General features: G+C 41.5%; 13 protein-coding genes. 9 read left to right on the top strand and 4 right to left on the bottom strand.

Annotated features, from left to right (window positions below):
* Window positions 1-135: 135 nt before the first annotated feature.
* The gene (locus tag HWQ43_RS09155; protein WP_292732255.1) at window positions 136-1,455 is read right to left on the bottom strand and encodes a dihydroorotase; all 1,320 of its coding nucleotides are present in this window, start codon (window positions 1,453-1,455) and stop codon (window positions 136-138) included.
* Between the two features lie 375 nt (window positions 1,456-1,830).
* On the opposite strand from HWQ43_RS09155, the gene lepB reads away from it, so the two are divergent.
* From lepB to HWQ43_RS09130, 5 genes are all read left to right on the top strand, one after another.
* Window positions 1,831-2,472: a signal peptidase I gene (lepB, locus tag HWQ43_RS09150; RefSeq protein WP_292732253.1), complete on the top strand. Its 642-nt coding sequence runs from the start codon at window positions 1,831-1,833 to the stop codon at window positions 2,470-2,472.
* Window positions 2,473-2,735: 263 nt separating this feature from the next.
* A complete protein-coding gene (locus tag HWQ43_RS09145; RefSeq protein ID WP_292732251.1) occupies window positions 2,736-3,530 on the top strand; it encodes an MOSC N-terminal beta barrel domain-containing protein in 795 nt (264 codons plus the stop codon).
* 523 nt (window positions 3,531-4,053) lie between these two features.
* Window positions 4,054-7,662, top strand: a complete 3,609-nt coding sequence (locus HWQ43_RS09140; protein ID WP_292732249.1) for an ATP-binding protein — start codon at window positions 4,054-4,056, stop codon at window positions 7,660-7,662.
* Complete coding sequence (locus HWQ43_RS09135; protein WP_292732247.1) at window positions 7,659-9,494, top strand: EAL domain-containing protein; 1,836 nt, start codon at window positions 7,659-7,661, stop codon at window positions 9,492-9,494. Before HWQ43_RS09140 ends, HWQ43_RS09135 begins: the two co-directional genes overlap by 4 nt.
* A gap of 267 nt (window positions 9,495-9,761) precedes the next feature.
* Complete coding sequence (locus HWQ43_RS09130; protein ID WP_292732245.1) at window positions 9,762-11,153, top strand: response regulator; 1,392 nt, start codon at window positions 9,762-9,764, stop codon at window positions 11,151-11,153.
* Window positions 11,154-11,175: 22 nt separating this feature from the next.
* Here the strand turns inward: HWQ43_RS09130 and HWQ43_RS09125 are convergent, their stop codons facing one another.
* Together HWQ43_RS09125 and HWQ43_RS09120 are read right to left on the bottom strand one after the other, a co-directional pair.
* The gene (locus tag HWQ43_RS09125; RefSeq protein WP_292732243.1) at window positions 11,176-11,850 is read right to left on the bottom strand and encodes a response regulator transcription factor; all 675 of its coding nucleotides are present in this window, start codon (window positions 11,848-11,850) and stop codon (window positions 11,176-11,178) included.
* Between the two features lie 119 nt (window positions 11,851-11,969).
* Window positions 11,970-13,064 carry a HAMP domain-containing sensor histidine kinase gene (locus tag HWQ43_RS09120; RefSeq protein WP_292732241.1) on the bottom strand — a complete coding sequence of 365 codons (1,095 nt, stop codon included), beginning with the start codon at window positions 13,062-13,064 and terminating at the stop codon, window positions 11,970-11,972.
* Between the two features lie 638 nt (window positions 13,065-13,702).
* Here HWQ43_RS09120 and kdpA point away from each other — a divergent pair.
* From kdpA to HWQ43_RS09100, 4 genes are all read left to right on the top strand, one after another.
* A complete protein-coding gene (kdpA, locus tag HWQ43_RS09115; protein ID WP_292732240.1) occupies window positions 13,703-15,388 on the top strand; it encodes a potassium-transporting ATPase subunit KdpA in 1,686 nt (561 codons plus the stop codon).
* Window positions 15,389-15,791: 403 nt separating this feature from the next.
* Window positions 15,792-17,897 (top strand): potassium-transporting ATPase subunit KdpB, encoded by a 2,106-nt coding sequence (kdpB, locus tag HWQ43_RS09110; RefSeq protein WP_292732238.1) that lies wholly within the window; start codon window positions 15,792-15,794, stop codon window positions 17,895-17,897.
* Window positions 17,898-18,235: 338 nt separating this feature from the next.
* A complete protein-coding gene (gene kdpC, locus HWQ43_RS09105) occupies window positions 18,236-18,838 on the top strand; it encodes a K(+)-transporting ATPase subunit C (protein ID WP_292732236.1) in 603 nt (200 codons plus the stop codon).
* Between the two features lie 60 nt (window positions 18,839-18,898).
* The gene (locus HWQ43_RS09100) at window positions 18,899-20,056 is read left to right on the top strand and encodes a universal stress protein (protein WP_292732234.1); all 1,158 of its coding nucleotides are present in this window, start codon (window positions 18,899-18,901) and stop codon (window positions 20,054-20,056) included.
* 104 nt (window positions 20,057-20,160) lie between these two features.
* On the opposite strand, the gene HWQ43_RS09095 is transcribed toward HWQ43_RS09100, so the two are convergent.
* On the bottom strand, window positions 20,161-21,576 hold the full coding sequence (locus HWQ43_RS09095) for a folate/biopterin family MFS transporter (protein WP_292732233.1): 1,416 nt from the start codon (window positions 21,574-21,576) through the stop codon (window positions 20,161-20,163).
* Between the last annotated feature and the right edge of the window lie 339 nt (window positions 21,577-21,915).

Here is a 21,915-nt window from a genome sequence, read left to right as displayed (position 1 = left end):
AGAAATACAGCAAATTTCTACGTTGTGAGGTACAGAAATACCCCACCTGCACAATCTGGCATGAAGGTTGGGGAGGAATATATCTTATGTAGTTGCTGTAAATTCAGGGTTTTAGTAAGGTTAAATCAATATTTGCTACAAGAAAGTTAAAGCTTGACCCCGCACTTGCGTATTTACCTGGCCTTTGTCATAAACTATTTCACCGCCGACAATAGTGGTTTTAGCCCAACCGGTCAGGTTCCAGCCTTCAAAAGGACTCCAATGGCATTTGGTTAAAAGTTCCTCGCGCCGGACTGGGCGGTATGTATTTAAATCTACAAGCACCAAATCGGCATCATAACCAGGGGCGATCGCTCCTTTATTGGGAATACCATAAGCTACAGCTACAGCTTTAGACATCCAGTTCACAACTTGAGCAACGGTACACTTTCCCTCCATCGCCGCAGTTAACATCAAAGCCAGGGAAGTTTCTACCCCAGGCATTCCTGAAGGACTATTGGGATATTCTTGAGCTTTTTCTTCTAAGGTGTGCGGCGCGTGATCTGTCGCGATGAAATCAATTACGCCATCGCGCAAAGCTTGCCAGAGAACTTCGTTATCGTGGGGCGATCGCAAAGGTGGATTCATCTGTGCTAATGTGCCAATTGTTTCATAAGCACTAGTATTTAACAACAAATGTTGTGGCGTAACCTCCGCTGTCACCCAACTTGGTTTCTCCTGACGCAGCAAATCTGCTTCTTCGGCAGTTGACATGTGGAGAATATGCAACCGACGTTGATATTTTTGAGAAAGTTTTAATGCTAGTTGGGTTGCCAGCAACGCCGCTTGATTATCTTGAATTTGCGAGTGAACAGCTGGATCGTGAATGTTGGCAAATTCTTGGCGGCGTTGGTTGATTCTAGCTTGGTCTTCGGCATGAACGGCAATTAAGCGATCGCCTTTAGCAAAAATCGCCTCCAATGCTGTTTCACCATCAATCAACAACTGACCATGCATCGACCCCATGAAAATCTTAATTCCCGGTGTTGGCTTTGCTAAAAGCAAATCTGGTAAATTCTCTGCTGTTGCCCCAATAAAAAAGCCATAATTAACTAAGGATTTGTGTGAGGCCCGTTCTAGCTTGTCGTCTAAAGCCTCTTGTGTCGTAGTTAGGGGGCGCGTATTGGGCATTTCTAAAAAAGAAGTGACTCCCCCTTTAGCACAGGCACAACTGGCAGTGAATAAATCTTCCTTGTGTTCTAGTCCAGGTTCCCGGAAATGCACCTGCGGATCGATAACTCCTGGCAACAAAGTTAAGCCTTCTGCGTCAATTTCAGTGACTAGTGCTGTTTGGGAGATTTCTGGCGCAACTTCGACTATTTGGCGATCGCGCGTCAACACATCCCCAACCATCAGTTCACCATCGGGTAAGATTATGCGAGCGCGGCGAATCAGTAACATTTTTGGAGATGACATAGGGATAACCAAGTTTAGACAGTGAGTTATGTATTACAGAAAACCATGCTTTTAGGTTAAACTTATTCGCGATCGGAGTAACCAATTTTTGCCGCGCCTTAAAAAAAAGTTTATTTTTAACAACAGAGGCAGCAGGAGTTTAAGTCCTCCACAAAATCTCTGATTTGGTGGACTGCAATTAGATAGGGTTGAACGCGAGAGCGTCTCATCTAGAAGCTTGATCTAAATTCATACCTCCTTCCCAATCCACAATCTAAAATTGGTAGTCAAGATGCAAACATAACTAGGAAATTAAAATTTTCCCGCTAAGATTAACAGATAAAGTCTCACTAGGCGAGTTAATTACCTACGTCTTTCGTTAAATTAAGTAATTTCATGCATAATCAAGTGTCTGATAACAATTCTAGTCAACAACCCGATAATTCTTGGATCGCAGAGCTAGGTAGAACAATTGTATTGAGCATTGTTCTAGCTCTAGGAATTCGTACCTTTGTTGCTGAAGCACGCTGGATTCCTTCTGGATCAATGGAACCGACTTTGCATGGTACGCCAAACCAGTGGGAGGCAGACAAAATTATTGTCGATAAGTTGAAGTATAAATTTGCTGACCCACAGCGGGGAGATATAGTAGTATTTTCACCGACGAAAGAACTACAAAAAGAACAATATCAAGATGCTTTTATTAAACGTATAATTGCCCTACCTGGAGAAAAAATACAACTTAAGGATGGCAAAGTCTATATCAATAACAAACCTCTCCCAGAAGCCAATTACCTCAGTTCTGGGCAAACCACAGTTATTGATGTTTGCCAATCAGGGCCACAGCCACCTTTTTTGGCCAAACCCCAGACTATACCAGCCGATTCATATTTAGTATTGGGTGATAATCGTAACAGTAGTTATGACAGTCGCTGTTGGGGTGTTGTCCCCCGCCAGAATATTATTGGACGTGCTGTAGTTCGCTTCTGGCCTTTAAATCATGTTGGCGGCATCGATAAATCGCCAGTATATCCATAATTAACAAACAATATTGCTCAAATAGTTAACAAAAGAATTTTAGATTTTAGATTGGGGACTACTAAATCACCAATCTAAAATCCAAAATCTGTCTTGAAAAGTTTAGTTCGCTCTTTGCGAGATGCTAGGACTTTTCGCCAAATCTCAAATCCAAATATTCCTATGACCGAAAACGAAAAGGATACAGAGCAACTAAATTTATTTATGGGTGTCTAAAATGTTTGAATTTTGAATTTTGAATTTTGAATTTGGAGCGAAGCGACGTGACGCCTTACCTAGCTAAGATTTTACTGTATCCAGTTAAATCACTGGATGGTGTTGAAGTTGAGAACGCTAAAGTTCTTGCCAGTGGCGCACTACAGTATGACCGCGAGTTTGCCATTTTTGACAAACAAGGTAGATTTGTCAATGGCAAGCGTCATGCTAAAATCCATTTACTAAGGGCACAATTTGCACTCTTAAATAGAACTATCTCATTGCAAATCCCCGATGCCAACTCACAACAAATTTTTCATCTAGATAAGGAACGGCAAGCATTAGAAGCAACTTTGAATGATTATTTTGAGTTTACTGTCACATTGGGACAAAACTCTTTGATGGGTTTTCCTGACGATACACACTCACTTGGCCCAACGGTAATTAGTACAGCCACATTGACAGAGGTAGCTTCTTGGTTTCCTGGTTTAAGTGTAGATGAAATGCGCCGTCGGATGCGTGCCAACATCGAGATTGGTGGTGTACCAGCTTTTTGGGAAGATCGGCTATTTAGCGAACAAGGTGATTTAGTCTCTTTTCGAGTGGGAGATGTAGACTTTTTTGGGGTTAACCCATGTCAGCGTTGTATAGTCCCAACACGCAATTCTTACTTAGGGGAAGCTTACCCAAACTTTCAAAAAATCTTTACAACCCAGCGACAAGCAACTTTGCCAAATTGGGTTGCTTCATCGCCTTTTAATCACTTTTATAGATTGAGTATTAATACTCAACTGCCCCCATCATCAGCCGGAAAAATTTTACGAATCGGCGATCGAGTTGACATAAATATACAACAAAGTTAATATCCCGTCAAAATAAACAATCCAAAGTAAATTTTTTTGGATTTTTTTGTTTATGCTGTGTATTTGCATGACAATTCTAAAATTGTTGTAGTTAAATATAAGTTTTTGTACGAGTCCAGGGGTTTCCAGTCCAGAAAATCAACACATCAGCAATTAAAAATTAAATTTAGGATTGGGTGCCAATGGCGACCTGAATTTTAGAATGGCATACTGGAGCTTATTGGTTAAATTTCAGTTCATCTGAGAAAATTTGTGGAAATATTGCCAGATAAAACTGAGCAAATTCAGGTGCGATGGCATACCCACGTAGATGATTTCTATAGGGGACTACTCCTGTGCAAAGTTTGAAAATTAGGCATTGGAGGAATTCAGCCAGTCAAACAAGTATAAGCATTTTGTCTTGTTTTATACTAGGAATATAAAATTTTCATAAAAAGCAATATATGCCGCAATTATATTTGTATAAAATATAGCTGGCATATCAAAATGCACTTAGTAGATGCTGGGGAAGAATAAAACTACAATGTTATCCAAACTTCAGCCCGTCAAATCATTTAATCGCTTAGTTGGCAAAGTTTATGGCAAGATGCCCCTGAGATATGTTCTGATTGTGCCCTTTATCTTGCAAATTTGTGGTGCGGTGGGACTTGTGGGCTATCTTTCCTATCAAAACGGCCAAAAAGCGGTAAGGGAGCTTGCTACTCAATTAGAAAATGAAATCTGCGATCGCATTGAACAGCATCTTGATAGCTATTTAACAACCCCGAAGCAAATTAATCAAATCAACTTAGATGCGATTGAGCTAGGTTTGCTTAACCTTTCGGACTTTCAAACCACCGGTAATTACTTTTGGAAACAAATGCAGGTTTTCAATGTTGGCTACAACAGCTTTGCCAATCCCAAAGGTGAATTTATCGGTGTTGAACGTCTAGATAATGGCCAGCTCTTAATTAATGAAGTTAGCGCCAAGCATGGTATGGGCAAACTCTATGTTTATCCTACAGACAAGCAAGGAAATTGCCGCCATTTACAAGAAGTCAAAAATTACGATCCTCGCGTAGAAGCTTGGTATACAGATCCAGTCAAGATAGGCAAACGAGTTTGGAGTCAAATTTATCAATGGGAAGATAAACCAGAAATTTTATCCATATCTTCCAGCTATCCGGTTTACGATAAAAATCGCAAATTCGTTGGGGTAATTAGTGTTGATTTACTGTTGTCACAAATCGGCAATTTTTTAGCTAAGTTAAAGGTCAAAGAGTCGGGTAAAACTTTTATTTTAGAACGTTCTGGGTTAATAGTGGCTTCTTCTACTAGCGAGCCACCATATATGATCGTTAATGGTAAAGGAAAACGTCTATCAGCATTAGATAGTCAAAATCATTTAATTAAACTCACAACACAGTCTTTGATCGAACGCTTTGGCAGTCTTAAGTTTGTTGGGGGGAAGCAACAGCTAAGTTTTAGTACCGATGGAATGCGTTATTTTGTACAGGTCAAAAGCTGGAAGGACGAACTGGGTTTAGACTGGCTAATTGTGGCGGTGATTCCCGAAGGCGAATTTATGCAGCAAATTAATGCCAACACCCGCATCACTATTTTGCTGTGCATAGTTGCTTTTTTAGTAGCTACAAGAATTGGGATTTTGACTGCTCGTTGGGTAATTAAGCCGATTTTACAATTAAACAGATCGGCGAAGAAAATTGCTCAAGGTGAATGGGAGGAAACACCAGACATTCAGCGTTCCGATGAACTGGGGGAACTAGCCAAATCATTTGAAACTATGGCAAAGCAACTCCAAGCATCCTTTAGTGCTTTAGAAGCAAAGAATGCCCAGATGCAAGTTTTGAATGAGGCGCTATCTCATAATCAGAGTCAGCTAACTCAATTTTTAGAAGCCATGCCAGTAGGTGTACTTATCATCGATGCTGAAGGTAAACCTTATTATACAAATCAGATTGGGCAGCAAATTCTCGGTCAAGGAATAATCGCCCAAGTTAACACCGAAGAATTGTCAGAGGTATATCAAGCTTACCTTGCCGGGACAGATCAACTTTACCCCAGCGATCGCCTGCCGATTTTAAGGGCATTACAAGGGCAAAGCACCAGGGTTGATGATATGGAAATTCGCCGTTGTGGCAAGATTACTCCCATTGAGATTTTAGGAAAGCCAATTTATGATGAATCAGGGAATCTTGCTTTTGCGATCGCCACATTTTTTGATATCACCCAACGCAAACAAACAGAAAAGTTATTAGCAGAATACAATCGCACCTTAGAGGCTCAAGTAAAAAAACGTACTGAAGAGTTCCAGCAAGTTATCGAGCAACTGCAAACCACCCAAGAAGAACTGATTCAATCGCAAAAAATTGCTGCACAGGAACAACAAGCAGCAGTTCGGGAAGCGGCGCGAAGTGCTGCCGCCAACCTCGCCAAAAGCGAATTCCTTGCTAACATGAGCCACGAACTGCGTACCCCACTCAATGCCATTCTTGGTTTCACCCAAGTCATGAGTCGAGATTATTCGCTATCTAGCGAACATCAAGAAAACTTGGCAATAATTAATCGTGCTGGCGAACATCTACTCAAATTAATTAACGACATTCTCGAAATGTCTAAAATCGAAGCTGGCAAAATCACATTAAATTGCAGCAGCTTTGACTTAATTCATTTGTTGAAAAACTTAGAAGAGATGTTGCACTTGCGTGCTGCATCTAAAAATTTAGAATTACTGTTTGAATATGCGCCAGATATTCCTAAATACATAGAAACGGACGAAAATAAACTGTGTCAAGTATTGCTCAACCTGTTGGGAAATGCTATCAAATTTACCGATCGAGGGAGGGTGACGCTACGGGTGAGAGTGGGGGCAGGGGAGCAGGGGAATAGGGGAGTAGGGGAGCAGGGGGAGCAAAATCTTTCTTATCCCTCTTTTCTTTTCTTTGAGATACAAGATACTGGCTGTGGTATTGCCCCACAAGAACTTGACTTGCTGTTTGAGGCTTTTGAACAAACCGAAATCGGTAGAAAATTCCAACAAGGGACAGGATTGGGTTTAGCAATTAGCCGTAAATACGTGCAACTGATGGGAGGAGATATTACTGTCACCACTACGCCTGGTGTCGGTAGTACATTTGCCTTTGATGTTCAGATTGCTCTAACTTGCCCTAGAGAAATCCCGATAAACCAAATTAAATCACAAATTAGAGCTTTAGCATTTAGTGAAAAAGTATACCGCATTTTAGTAGTTGACGATTCCAAAGAAAGCCGTATATTGCTAGTTAAAATTCTCACATCTCTCGGCTTTGAAGTTAATGAAGCTACAGATGGTAGTGAAGCGATCGCTAATTGGGAATCTTGGCAACCACACTTGATTTTTATGGATATGCGAATGCCAGTCATGGACGGTTACGAAGCCACAAGAATTATTAAAGCTAGAGAAATCGGACATGGGACAACCAATACGTCGCGGAGGTTCCCAAAATTGAAACAACTGGTGTCATCGGCGAGCCAATACCTTGCAGAAGAGTTAACAGGCTCAGGCGAGGGTGAGGCTCTCAAAGTTGTACGCCAAGAGTCTTCTACACCAGAAACAACTGGTGTCATAGAAAATGATCCTTCTGGTACGTCCACATTGCGATCGCGGATGCCAACAACTTTGGCTCCCCCTTATAACTTCTCTAGAACAATGCCAGATAGCTCCAATACAAATACAATCATTATTGCCCTAACTGCTAGCGCCTTTGAGGAAGAACGCCAGAAAATTTTGTCCATTGGCTGTGATGATTTTATTCGCAAGCCATTCAAACAGGAAGTATTATTGGAAAAACTGAGCAAGCATCTGGGTTTAAAATATACCAATCAAGTAGAAACCACAAACACAGTAGTTGTCAATCAAGCTACACAGATTTTTGTAAGTGTTGCCGAACTCCTGGGCCATTTATCACAAATGTCACCTGAGTGGCTCCAACAGCTTCACTATGCCGCAGCCAGCTGTAGCGATGAACTGATTTTAGAGTTACTCAAGCAAATTCCATCAGATAATGCTCAAGTTTTTCAAGTTCTCAGGGATTTAGCAAATAACTACCAGTTTGAGAAAATCATGGAATTGACTACAACAAACTTAGAATGAATTACGAGCATTTAGACCCTAATAAAAAAGATATTTTGATCATTGATGATATGGCGGATAACCTGCGGGTTTTATCCTCCATATTGACAAGGGAAGGGTATAACGTTCGTAAAGCTTTGAACTGGCAAATGGCACTGACGGCAACTCAAACATTATTACCTGATTTGATTCTACTCGATATCATGATGCCAGAAGTAGATGGGTATGAAATTTGCCAGACCTTTAAAGCTTGGGAGCTAACAGCCGATATTCCAGTAATTTTTATTAGCGCTTTAGATGATGTTTTTGACAAAGTTAAAGCCTTTAAAGTCGGTGGTGTAGACTACATTACCAAACCTTTTGAGTTTCAAGAAGTTTTAGTGCGTGTGCAAAATCAACTGGCATTGAGATCGGCACGATTAGAAATATTGAAACTAAATGTTGAACTAGAACATCGGGTAAAACAGCGGACTGGAGAGCTAGAAAAAACTCTCCAAAAACTCCAACAAGAAATCCATTCTCGCCAGAAATTGCAAAGTCAACTGCTAGATATAGCACTGCATGACTCCCTGACTGGATTATCAAACCGAGTTTTGTTTATTAGGCGACTAGAAAATGCTCTAAATCGGGCGAAACAAGAATCTAGTTATCAGTTTGCAGTACTTTTTTTGGACTGCGATCGCTTCAAAGTTGTCAATGATTCCCTTGGTCATCCGGTGGGAGATGAATTGCTGATAGCCATTGCTCAACGCTTACAAGCATGTATCATACCTGTTGATACTTTAGCACGATTGGGCGGTGACGAATTTGGAATTCTCTTAGAAAATATCACAGATATCAATATAGCAATCCAAGTTGCCGAAAGGATTTTGCAACAGTTATCACTAGCTTTTAAACTTTCCAGATATGAAGTATTTATGAATGCCAGTATTGGCATTAGTTGGGGCAATAAAGATTACGATCGCCCAGAGTATTTGCTGCGAGATGCTGATACGGCAATGTATCGGGCTAAGGCTCAAGGAAGGGCCAACTATCACGTTTTTAATCCAGCAATGCATCAGGAAGCTATTCAGCTTTTAGAGTTAGAAAATGACCTGCGGAGGGCTGTTGAAAGGCGAGAATTCCTCGTTTACTATCAGCCAATTATTTCCCTAGTTACAGGCAGAATTTCTGGATTTGAAGCCTTGGTGCGCTGGCAACATCCGATTCGTGGTTTGATTTCTCCCATAGACTTTATTCCTGTGGCCGAAGAAACGGGTTTAATTAATGCCATCAATACTTGGGTATTACAGTCAGCTTGTCATCAATTAAGCATCTGGCAACATTATCCAGTGACACCAGAACCTCTAACTATGAGTGTTAATTTGAGTGCAAGGTTATTTTTACAGCCGAATTTGGTAGAACAAATTGACCGAATAATTTATGAAAATAAAATCAATCCGGCATATTTAGAATTAGAAATTACCGAAAGTGTAATTATGGAAAATACCGATGCGATCAAAATAATTCTTGAACAACTAAAACAGCGAAAAATTAAGTTAATTATGGATGATTTTGGTACAGGATATTCCTCTTTAAGTTACCTGCACAGCTTTCCTTTAAATGCACTTAAAATTGATAAATCCTTCGTCAAACGAATGCAGGATAACAAAGAGAATATGGGGTTAGTACCAGCAATGATTGGCATTGCCAACTCAATGGGGATGAGTGCGATCGCTGAAGGTGTCGAAACACAAGAACAGTTAGCCCAATTGAGAAGTTTAAACTGTAATTTTGCTCAAGGATATTTATTTTCTCAACCCATAGAACAACAACTGGCTCTGAAGTTGCTCAACTCAGCACCTCAATGGTAGCTATCAAGTAACATCTTGGAAAAATTTCATTGTTGATCCTTGGCTAAATAGGACGGAGTGCTAGCTACTATAATCCTTACAGCAGTTGATCGGGTTGCTAAAGTTGATAACTGGCCAATAGCTTCGATAATCTGCAAAACTCTCCAGCCACGTGAGAGTTAAACTATAAATATCAGTATTTCGGTGAAATCGGTCAACAAATTTTAGGGTGATTTCAAACAAGGATTTACTATCCTCAATAATTATACGCATAACTTTTGATCAATAATGCATTTTAATCAAACTAACCATCAGAAAAGAAATATTTTGGTGGTCGATGATACTCCAGATAATTTGCGGCTTTTATCGGCGATGTTGACTGCACAAGGTTTTGAAGTTCGCAAAGCCTTAAACGGTAAAATGGCACTGACTGCATGTCAAATGGTTTTGCCCGATGTGATTTTGCTAGATATCAATATGCCTGGTATGGATGGCTACCAAGTTTGTCAACAACTGAAAGCTGACGATAAAACTTGTGAAGTCCCAGTAATTTTTATTAGCGCCCTGGATGATGTTGTAGATAAGGTAAAGGCATTTGATGTTGGTGGTGTAGATTATATTGCAAAACCTTTTCATGGGGCAGAAGTAGTATTGCGAATTGAAAATCAAATTAATTTACGTTTGCTGCAAGTAAAACTGCAAGAAAAAAACTTTTTACTCCAACAGGCTATTGACGACTTAAAAGCCTCTCAAGTTCAACAAATTCAGAATGAAAAGATGGTGGCGCTAGGACAGTTAGTAGCTGGGCTGGCTCATGAGATTAATAACCCGATCAGTTTTATTTATGGAAATCTCCAATATGCTGGTCAATATGTGGAAGACCTGGTAAATATAATTGAAGTCTATCAGCAGGAATATCCCAAACCCACACCAAAAGTTCAGCAAATAGCCAAAAATGTAGACTTGAATTTTATTATTAAGGATCTACAAAGTCTGATAGGTGCAATGTATAGAGGCTCCGATCGCATTCGAGAAATTGTACTGGCGCTACAACATTTTTCTCGGCATGATGAAGCAGAGATGAAACGGGTAAATATCCATGAAGACATCGAAAACACTTTAGTAATGTTACAACATCGGCTTAGGGAAGCAGCCGATCGTCCGGCAATTGTTGTAGTAAAAGATTATGGTAACTTGCCCCTAGTCACTTGTTATGCGAGTGAACTAAATCAAGTATTTATGCATTTGTTGAATAATGCTATTGATGCCATAGAAGAGGGAGTGGGAAGTGGAGAGTGGGGAATGGGGAATGGGGAACTCTCTGAGGATCGGGGGCAATGGGGAGTGGGGAATCAATCTTCAACTCCCTACTCCCTACTCCCTACTCCCCAAATTCGGATTCATACAGAAGTGACAGACTTGAATCTAGTCAAAATAGCGATCGCTGATAATGGTCTTGGTATTGAAGAGTCGTTGCGATCGCGTTTATTTGACCCATTTTTTACCACGAAACCTGTGGGTAAAGGTAGTGGGCTAGGATTATCTATTAGTTATCAGATTATCGTCCAAAAACACCGAGGAAATATTAGCTGTAACTCATCTGTTGGCAAAGGAGCAGAGTTTGTGATCGAAATTCCTATAGAGCAACCTAATATCTCATCACAATTTTCAAAATATTAAAAGAATTTCTTTCCCGATAAATCTAATTAATCAACAATTCTGGTGCTACCAATCCTTTTTGGATAGCTAAGACTGCGGCTTGAGTGCGATCGCGTACTTCTAATTTCTGTAAAATAGCATGGACATGAACCCGTACTGTACCAGGGGCAATGTAGAGAATTTCAGCAATTTCTTGATTACTTTTGCCAGCTGCTACCAGTGCCAAAATTTCTTGCTCCCGCTTCGTTAAAGGATTTTCTAAAGATTCCTCAGTTTTTGCAGACTGCACCGCCATCGAATTTCCCTCAAAAGCGGCTCTAATTTCAGTTGTTGCCGTTTGATCCCACCAAGAAGCGCCCGCAGCAACCGATCGCACTGCTAATATCAAAGACTCAGCCGGAATACCTTTAAGGCAGTAACCTTGCGCCCCGGCGGCAATTAACCGTGAAATCAGGGGTTTTTCAGAACGAGACGTTAAAACAAGAATTGGTAAATTTGGGTGCTTCTGCTTGATTTGGCGACAAGCCTCAATCCCGCCAATTCCCGGTAAACCTATATCCAGCAAGACCAAATCCAGAGGATAGCGATTGGCGAATTCTACAGCTTGTTCCCCATCTTCCGCTTCTGCAACAATCTCCAAACTGGTTTCTTGTTGCAACCGCATCCGCAAACCAAGCCGAAATAATTCATCATCTTCAACTAGTAAGATTTTTGTCATTTGTCATTTGTCATTTGTCATTTGTCATTTGTCATTGGTCATTGGTCATTTGTCATTTGTCAGGAATATTATTTTCTCCTGCTTCCTCTGCTTCCCCTGTTCCCCTGCTTCCCCACTCCTCACCTCCCCGGTGGTGGACAAGCCGGGAGTCGGAAACCAAACACTGCCCCGCGTGGTGAGCGATTCTCTGCCCAAATTGTACCCCCATGAGCAGTAATAATTTGCCTGGTCAAATAAAGTCCTAGCCCAGAGCCGGAGACGTGGCGATCGCTATTTCCTTGATAAAATCTCTCAAATAAGTGAGGTAACTCTTTTTCGGTAATGCCGGAACCAGTATCGAGTATTTTTACCACTTGGTCGCTAGAATAGCCTTCAAATACTACTTCCACTTTACCGCCACGAGGGGTATGGTTAATGCCATTACTCAGGAGATTGCTGAAAACTCGCCCAAGTTGCAAAGAATCGCCGTTTACCCAAAGAAAGCTCCGAAAATCTGATTCGCCATAGTGCAGAGAAATATAAACCTGTCGTGTTTTCGCTAGTTCAGTCAGTGTCGCAACGATCTCCTCCGCCACTGTCACCAAGTTAACTGGTGATATCTGTAGTTTCAGTCCTTCGGCATCATTGCGGTACACATCTAAAAGTGTTTGGACTAATTGCAGTGTACTCTGATGACTACGAGCCATTGTTTGTAAGACTTTTGCTTGCATAGGCGTGATTTCACCAAATTGCTCATTTTGAAAATATTTCAGCGTTTCAATTGCTCCTAATAGGGGTGTTTTCAAATCATGCGTTAGGGTAGAAACAAAATCTTCACGCATGGTAGCTAGTTGTTCTTGGGAGCGTAATTGTGCTTGCGTAAAAGCGATCGCTTCTTCATTGCGGTGGTTGCGGTAACTTAACCAACCCGTTACCATCAACGCCAATACTGCAATCAACCTATTTGCCAACGTTGGAGAATTAATCATTTCTCCTCCGGGAACAAACAAATTCAACAATGTTAATCCTGTAGCTGCAAGAGTGATCCCCAAAACTGCTCCCCGATTCAATCGAGATGCTAACAAAATCGTTCCTGTGTAGAGGTAGCCAAATACGTACTCAGGAGGTGTCAAATATTCTAGTATTATCACGATCGCAAAGACGATCGTTATTAACCAATACGTTCTTCCACGCTCATTTATAGCTTCTCTCATAGCCAATAATCGACTTAACATCGTCATTTATGATTTACTAAAAAATTGTGATTATCCAATCTGTATAACTATTTAATTTACCAATTACGATCTATCTGCAATCTATATCTGCAAATGCCAACTTAAGAATTAACCCGAAAATTACGATTCCACAAGACTGGAGAGTGGAAACTGGGTATTTGCTACAAGAAGCGGCGTCTCTACCACTATCTTCCTAAACCCTAATCCCATTAAAAAAATACTTTATGATATTTATATTCTTTGAAACTAGCAAACTTGGAAAATGTATTGTATAAACAAATAATCCTAAGTAGTGAGATAGATGAATTAATAGTCAAAATTAAATATTCTTAACAAAAACTTTAATAAGTATCTGGAAAATAGTCACAACAGAAAATATTCAGGAGTTCTGTTAGCGGTAGCGGGATGTTTAGCCTCTACTGAACAAAAAGTAATGAGTAAGAATTAATACTTATGAATTTTCCTACTTTCAGCCGAGGCACTTACTACTCGGAACTAATTTGATGCTGAGTGCGATTATTGCGTTTTGTACTCAGTACTGTTTAAGGAAATCCCTTGAAATCAAATACTCCTACAGTTAATCTATTATTTCTAAGAATTGGCTTGCTACCACTGAAATTTAATTTAGCGCAAAATATATGGGACAAGGTTTTTTGCAAATTGGCTTAACGCTGTGTATTGTCATAGCAATCACTCCATTATTCGGAAAATACATAGCGCGTGTCTTTTTGGGAGAAAGAACACTGCTTGATTTTTTAATGAACCCCATAGAGCGAAGTATGTTCGTACTTGCGGGTGTTCGGAGAAAAGATGATATGACAGGTTGGCAGTATATTCGAGCCGTACTCTGTTGTAACTTGATTATGGCTATTTCAGTGTATTTTCTGATCTATTTTCAGAGACTATTACCCTGGAATCCAAACGGCTTCGGTGCTATCCGTTGGGATGTATTGCTGCACACAACGATTTCATTTGTAACGAATACCGACCAACAACACTATGTAGGTGAGACAACCTTAAGCTATTTTAGTCAGGTAGCTGCTTTAGGCTTTTTGATGTTCACCTCCGCAGCCACCGGTTTAGCCGTGGGAATTGCCTTTATTCGCGGCTTGACGGGTAGAAGACTGGGAAACTTTTACGTCGATCTAGTCCGTGGAATTACGCGAATCTTGCTGCCGATTTCGATTATTGGCGCGATCGCTTTGCTGGTAACAGGTGTACCACAAACCTTGGCTGGGACTATGGATATACAAACCTTAGAAGGCGGGACGCAATATCTGGCGAGAGGCCCGGTGGCATCATTTGAAATGATCAAACTTTTGGGCGAGAACGGCGGTGGCTTTTTTGGCGTAAACTCAGCACATCCCTTTGAAAATCCCAATGGCGCTTCTAATTTGATAGAAATGCTCGCCATGATTTCTATACCCGCAGCCTTGATTTATACCTACGGTATATTTGCCAACAATATCAAACAAGCTTGGCTACTTTTTTGGATGGTGTTTGTGATTTTTGTCGTTCTGGTGGGAGTAACAGCCGTGGGAGAACTGCAAGGTAATCCCCTAGTTAATACCGCCTTTGGATTAGAACAGCCCAATTTAGAGGGCAAAGAAGTTCGATTTGGTTGGGCACAAACAGCATTTTGGGCAGTGATGACTACTGCTACTATGTCTGGTGCTGTGAATGGGATGCACGATTCTCTGATGCCGCAAGGAATATTTTCGACTCTCTTCAACTTATTTATTCAGGTTATCTGGGGTGGTCAGGGAACTGGAACAGCTTACTTATTTATTTACTTAATTCTCACAGTCTTCCTAACTGGACTAATGGTAGGACGTACCCCAGAGTTTTTAGGACGCAAAATTGAAAAGCGGGAAATCGTTCTCGCTAGCGTAGTGCTGTTGATTCACCCAATTCTAGTTTTGATCCCCAGTGCGATCGCTTTGGCTTATCCCATCTCCCTATCTGGAATTAGCAACGCTGGCTATCACGGTATTTCTCAAGTAGTTTATGAATATGCCTCAGCAGCAGCAAATAATGGTTCAGGCTTAGAGGGCTTGGGGGATAACACCTTGTGGTGGAACTTGAGTACTTTAGTTAGCCTAATCGGAGGACGCTACATTCCGATGATTGCCATACTGCTGCTAGCTGACGGGATGTCTCGCAAACAACCAGTACAAGAAACCCCTGCAACCCTGAGAACTGATTCTCTGGTATTTACTGGGATCACAGCTGGAGTGACGCTGATTTTAGGAGTATTAACTTTCTTTCCCGTTCTGGCTTTAGGCCCCATAGCTGAGGGTTTGAAACTAGCATCTGGCAGTTAGAAAAGTTATGAGTTATAAGTTTGAAATTAAGAAAGTATCAAAAAGTAATTTAGGAGGCAGGAGGCAGGAGTAACCCAGACTTAAAAGTGTGAGATTCAAGCAAGAAAGGTTTATATAGCTGTAGTCAGATATGTTAGGACAGTGTTGATTGCTCAACGCCCTGCTAACGGCACTCAGCTATATCTTGCACTACGCGTCTCGTACCAGTATCTTATTTTTAACTGGGTAATTACTCAGAACTAAAGTTTTAATTCTTACTTATTTCCTCCTGGCTCCTGCCGTTATTTTATAAATTATCCGGTTTCGTAGGATGCGTTACTAACGCATCCTACAGGTTGGATATTTTTTTATTAGAAGTTCCTATAACTCCTAACTCCTAACTTCTCGCTCCTAAACTTTATTTATGAATCCAGTGGCAACTAACTTCAAAGCTAGACGCCCAAGTTCTCGTTCTGGCGATCGCCGCCAAAAACGTAAAAAGACCAGGGCAAATAATAAGTGGCTGTACTTAAGAGCAATTAGAGATGCTTTTGTCAAGCTCAACCCTAAGTATGCAATCAAAAATCCAGTAATTTTTGTGGTTTGGGTAGGGACAATCATCATCCTATTGCTAACGATCGATCCCAACCTATTTGGCCCAACCCTTCAAAAGAACCCGCAAGTTTTCAATGCCTTGTTGTCGGGGATTTTATTCTTTACAGTTTGGTTTGCCAATTTTGCTGAAGCAGTGGCAGAAGGGCGAGGTAAAGCCCAAGCCGATGCCTTGCGATTAACAAAGTTAGAGGCGATCGCTAAAAAACTTGCTGCCGATGGCACACTTAGTGAAGTTTCATCCACCAGCCTCAAACAGGGCGATACCATCTACGTCGTTGCTGGGGATATCATCCCCGCCGATGGTGAAGTAATCATGGGTGTTGCCTCAGTGGATGAATCGGCAATTACTGGGGAATCCGCACCAGTATTAAAAGAATCAGGCTCTGACGTTGCTAGTTCCGTCACTGGTGGAACGCGGATTATCTCAGATGAACTAATTATCTGTATTACTACTGACCCAGGCAAAGGCTTTATTGACCGCATGATTAAGTTGTTAGAAGGGGCAGAACGCAGCAAAACACCCAATGAAATTGCCATCACAGTATTGTTGGCAGTTCTCAGCTTAGTGTTTTTGTTAGTCGTAGTCACCTTGCCTGCACTTGCTTACTATGTCAACAGTCCAGTCAGCGTCCCAATTTTAATTGCCTTATTAGTAGCGTTAATTCCTACCACCATTGGCGGCTTACTAAGTACCATCGGTATTGCTGGTATGGATCGAGTTGCCCAATTTAACCTCATTGCCACATCAGGACGAGCAGTCGAAGCCTGTGGTGATATCAACACTTTACTTCTCGACAAAACAGGTACAATTACCCTTGGCAACCGTCTGGCAGAAGAGTTTATTCCTCTCAACGGTCATTCAATGTCAGAAATTGCGAATGTTGCCTGGGCAGCTAGTGTCTTTGACAATACACCTGAAGGAAAATCCATTGTCCGACTGGCAGAAAAGTTGGGCGCACGGTTTGATTTTGACTCCAGTCAAGCAGAAGGAGTCAGTTTTTCGGCTAAAACCCGGATGAGTGGCACGAACTTACCTGGTGGGTATGAGGCTAGAAAGGGAGCAGTAGAAGCTATTAAAGGATTTGTCCGTTCTCGCAATGGACGCGATATACCAGAATTGGATGCTGTCTACGAACGAGTTTCTCGCTTGGGAGGCACACCCCTAGCAGTTAGCTTAGATAACGAAATCTATGGAATTATTTATCTCAAAGATATAGTTAAACCTGGTATCCGCGATCGCTTTGAGCAACTGCGACGGATGGGAGTGCATACCATCATGCTAACTGGAGACAACCGAATTACCGCTTCTGTCATTGCCAAAGAAACTGGGGTTGATGACTTCATTGCCGAAGCCACACCAGAAGACAAAATCAGTATCATTAAACAGGAACAAGCAGCAGGTAAACTGGTAGCCATGACGGGAGATGGAACTAACGATGCTCCCGCATTAGCCCAAGCTAACGTCGGCGTGGCGATGAATACAGGAACGCAAGCCGCAAAAGAAGCCGCTAACATGATCGATTTGGACTCCGATCCCACAAAGCTGCTCGATATCATTGGTATTGGTAAACAATTGTTGATTACTCGCGGGGCATTGACGACATTTTCCATCGCTAATGATATTGCTAAATACTTTGCAATTATCCCAGTGATATTTGTCGCTGCTAACCTGCAAAGCCTGAATATTATGAATTTGACTAGCCCTAAATCTGCTGTACTCTCAGCGTTGATTTATAATGCTTTGATTATTCCCGCTTTGATTCCCTTGGCATTAAAGGGTGTGAGGTTTAGACCGCTGACAGCTAATCAGTTACTCCAACGCAATATCTTAATTTACGGTTTAGGTGGGGTGATTGCGCCGTTTATTGCAATTAAGTTGATCGATGTACTAATTACACTTGTGGGTTTGGCTTAAGGATAGCAAAAGTAGAGACGCTAGGAAACGATCGCATCTTGACCAAAGTAAAATAATAAACATTTTTACTTTTACCTGTTGACAGGGGGGACAAGAAGAATATGAATAAATATCGTTTTCATTCAGCACTGCTTTGACGATATCCTTTGTTTAGTCGCAATGGCATAAACAACATCTACCACTCGCTATTTTTATCCTGCTGTGCTTGAATGTGGTAACTGCCCCAGTTGTTGTTTATGCTGTTGCTAACAGTATCTTATAAACTCCTGTTAGGTGGGCAAAAAAATTAAAAATTAAAAATTAAAAATGAAATTTTAGGCGCAATTGGAAAACTTTTTATGGCTATTATTCGAGAAACCATCAGAGCAATTTTTATAACTCTAATGCTTTGGTTGTTGACTGCAATCATCTATCCGCTGGCAATTCTTGTAGTGGGTCAAGTTTTTTTGCCCTATCAAGCTAATGGCAGCATCATGCGGAATCTAAGTAATGAACCAATTGGTTCAGCTTTGATTGGTCAGGTGTTCACATCTGAGCGATATTTCCATCCTCGCCCTAGTACTGTTAGATATAGCCAAGGGAAAAAAGCCAAGCCAACTGGCATATCTGGTGCTAGCAATCTCGCTGCAAGCAATCCAGAATTACTGAAGCGGATTTTAGAACAGGCAGATAAATTGCGAGAGGAAAATCTTCAACCCATAGCCGATATAATTTATACCTCTGGTTCTGGTTTAGATCCGCATATTTCCTTTAAAGCAGCACGGCAGCAATTGACGCGGGTTGCTGGTGCGCGAGGAGTAAAAGAAGATGAGATTTTACGTTTAATTAATAAGTATACTGATGACAGATTTTTATGGATTTTTGGCGAACCGGGAGTCAATGTTCTCCGATTGAATTATGCTCTTGATTTGCAAGATATTAATCGTCAGCAAAATCAGTAAATGGGCATGGAGCATGGGCATTGGTAATGATGGTTTTCCCATGCAATAGGAGTGCTATAAATGTCAGATAAGACTAATACTGGTTCGGCTGGGAATGCACCTTTAAATTCTGCAAGTTACTCGCTTTATCCGGCACGACGGCGGGGTAAGCATAAAATCTTTATTGGTATGGCTCCTGGAGTAGGCAAAACCTATCGGATGCTGGAAGAGGGACACGCATTCAAACAGGAAGGAATTGATGTGGTCGTTGGGCTTTTGGAAACCCACGGACGCAAGGAGACAGCTGAAAAGGCAGAGGGACTGGAGATTATACCCCGTAAGAAATATCCTCGCGGTGAGCTGACGCTGACGGATATGGATACAGATGCTATTTTAAACCGATCGCCCCAATTAGTCTTAATCGATGAACTTGCCCATACCAATGTCCCTGGTTCGCCACGCGAAAAGCGCTACGAAGATGTAGAAGTAGTTTTGGCAGCCGGGATTGATGTCTACTCCACAATGAATGTGCAACATTTGGAAAGTCTGAACGACTTAGTAGCTAGAATTACAGGTGTGATAGTCCGTGAGCGGGTTCCTGACAGGATTATGGATGAAGCAGATGAAATAGTGGTAGTGGATGTCACACCAGAAACGCTGCAAGAACGGTTATTAGAAGGCAAGATTTACGCACAGCAAAAAATCCAACAATCCCTCGATAATTTTTTCCAACGCCGCAACCTGATTGCTTTACGGGAGTTGGCTTTGCGGGAAGTGGCAGACAACGTGGAAGGAAATGCGATCGCTACTATCCCCAATGGGCAATTTTGTAATATTCACGAGCGGGTTTTGGTTTGCATATCTACTTATCCCAATTCGGTGCAGCTGTTACGCCGGGGTGCAAGACTGGCTAACTATATGAACGCGCCGCTTTATACCTTGTTCGTTGCCGATCCCGAACGTTTCCTCACCAAGGAAGAAAGCTTACACATCTATACTTGTGAGAAACTCTGTAAAGAATTTGAAGGTACTTTTCTTCATGTTACCAACAGTAACGTAGCTAATGCGATCGCTGAAGTCGCCGAGAAACATCGGATCACCCAAATTGTAATTGGAGAAAGTCAGCGATCGCGCTGGCAAATGCTCCTCAAAGGATCTTTGACGCAAAAATTGGTACGCTTGCTCAAAAACATCGATTTGCATATTATTGCCAGCGAAAAAATGGTTTCATCCAAATAGGGCAGGGGGGCAGAGGGGCAGAGCGAAAGAAGTGAAACTCTTTATGTGCAATGTTATGAGTCCTGCACTTTTTACTTCATTTACTTGAAAACTGCTGTATAACACTATTCTAGTATTTCCGACTTTGGTTCTCTCAATATCAACTCAGGCATCAAATCAGTGGGAAATGCTTGTTCCTCATTTTTGAATGTCCTAGTTTGCTCTTCAGTAGCAGGTAGCCATTTGATAAATGGTAGGGGTAACAGCGTGCTGAGGTTAGTAATTAACACCAAAATCCAAAGTGACTCAAAGTTTGTTGCGGTGATCCCCAGCCAATATGTGATTAATGCCCCGAATGCATGGGAAACCGTTCCGGCTGAATTATAGACTGACATTAACAAGGCAAATAATGTCGCTTCCACACCAGAAGGACAAAGCCTTGCTGCTAGCACCATCACTTGCATAAAGGCAATTTTCCCCATCACAGTCAGAATCAGACTATCACCCAAACTAAACCAGTGGTCATCTATACCCAACAGCCTGTTTGTGTGAGTTACCAACAACAGCATCGTCATCCCCAAAAGTGATGAAAGGACAGTACTCCAAGCAAAAATCACGCGAAAAGGGATGCTTTTGAGGAAACGTTGAAAAATCCAAACACCTGCCAAAGAAGCAAAACTTCCCACCAAGTTTACTCGCCCCAAAAATTCTGGTTCAAAGTGGAGTTCGTTGGTAGCGAAGTAGAAAAAGGCTGAGTCAGCATTTGGGGTAGCTTGCCAGATGAAGATAAATGCCGTTGGTAGCCAAATTGCTTTTTGGCTAATGGCTTGGCGTAGCTGCCCCAGTTGATGTTTGATGGGTAAAGGGTTGGTCTGATTAGTATCTTGAGCATCTTTGCTAACGGGGGACTCAGCAATTAACCAAGCCACCCCTGAAACGATCAGCGGAAATACAGCGGTAATCCCAAAGACTGTACGGGTAGTAAAGTATTGGAGTAGTAGACCGCTACAGTAGGCTGTTATTAAACCTCCGATCGCAGAAGCACCCCAGCACAGAGATTGTAGTGAACCGGCTTTTGCTTGCGATTCGCCTCTGGCTCGTTCTACAACCAGCGAGTCAACGATGACATCACTCATGGCGACGGAGAGAGAACCTAGAGCGATCGCTAAGGTAGCTGCCCAGCTAGTATGAACTATTGTGGCCAGACTCATCCAAGAAGCAGTTCCCAGTATCCCGGATAAAATCAAGTAAGGACGGCGACGATAGCCAAATATAGGCAAGCCATCAGAGATAAAACCAAACACCGGCTTGATCATCCAAGGTAGGAAGACAATTCCCAATAGCGCCGATACCTGGACTGGACTTAGCAGCAGTTCATCTTTGAGAAAAAAGCTAACGGCTAGACGCGATAGCCCTAAAATTCCTTGGACAAAGTAAACGGTGAGAATTGCAATTAACTCTGCATTTGGTTCATTACCCAAGAAGAGTTTTTGTGTTATTGAGTCTTTGACCTTGGACAAGCCAGATGATTGATCTACCATTCGATAAATATTTTTTAAATTTTATTTACTTGTCTATCATATCGATTCTTAAGAAGTGAGTTTTTTCTAACGTATGGTAATGGTATCACTGGTGTTTTTCCCAAATCCATTTATGCTTGTACTTGGGAAGGGTTTTTACTGAAGCTTGAAGCATTTATTTTTGCATTTACTCTCAAATCTGCATTTATCGAATGAGCAAAATATAATGCTTTAATCTCATTCAGTATCTGAGTTAGTTTAAGTGGCGGTTGCCGTCACGCGACCGCACACTTACTTTGTCGTGAGCGATCGCACGACTCCACGGGAAGCTATTGGAGGTTAATAGGTATTTAGTGAAAT

The organism is Nostoc sp. JL31 (genome assembly GCF_017114965.1).
GTDB classification, from domain to species: domain Bacteria; phylum Cyanobacteriota; class Cyanobacteriia; order Cyanobacteriales; family Nostocaceae; genus Nostoc; species Nostoc punctiforme_A.
This window is presented reverse-complemented; position numbering and strand designations above follow the sequence as displayed.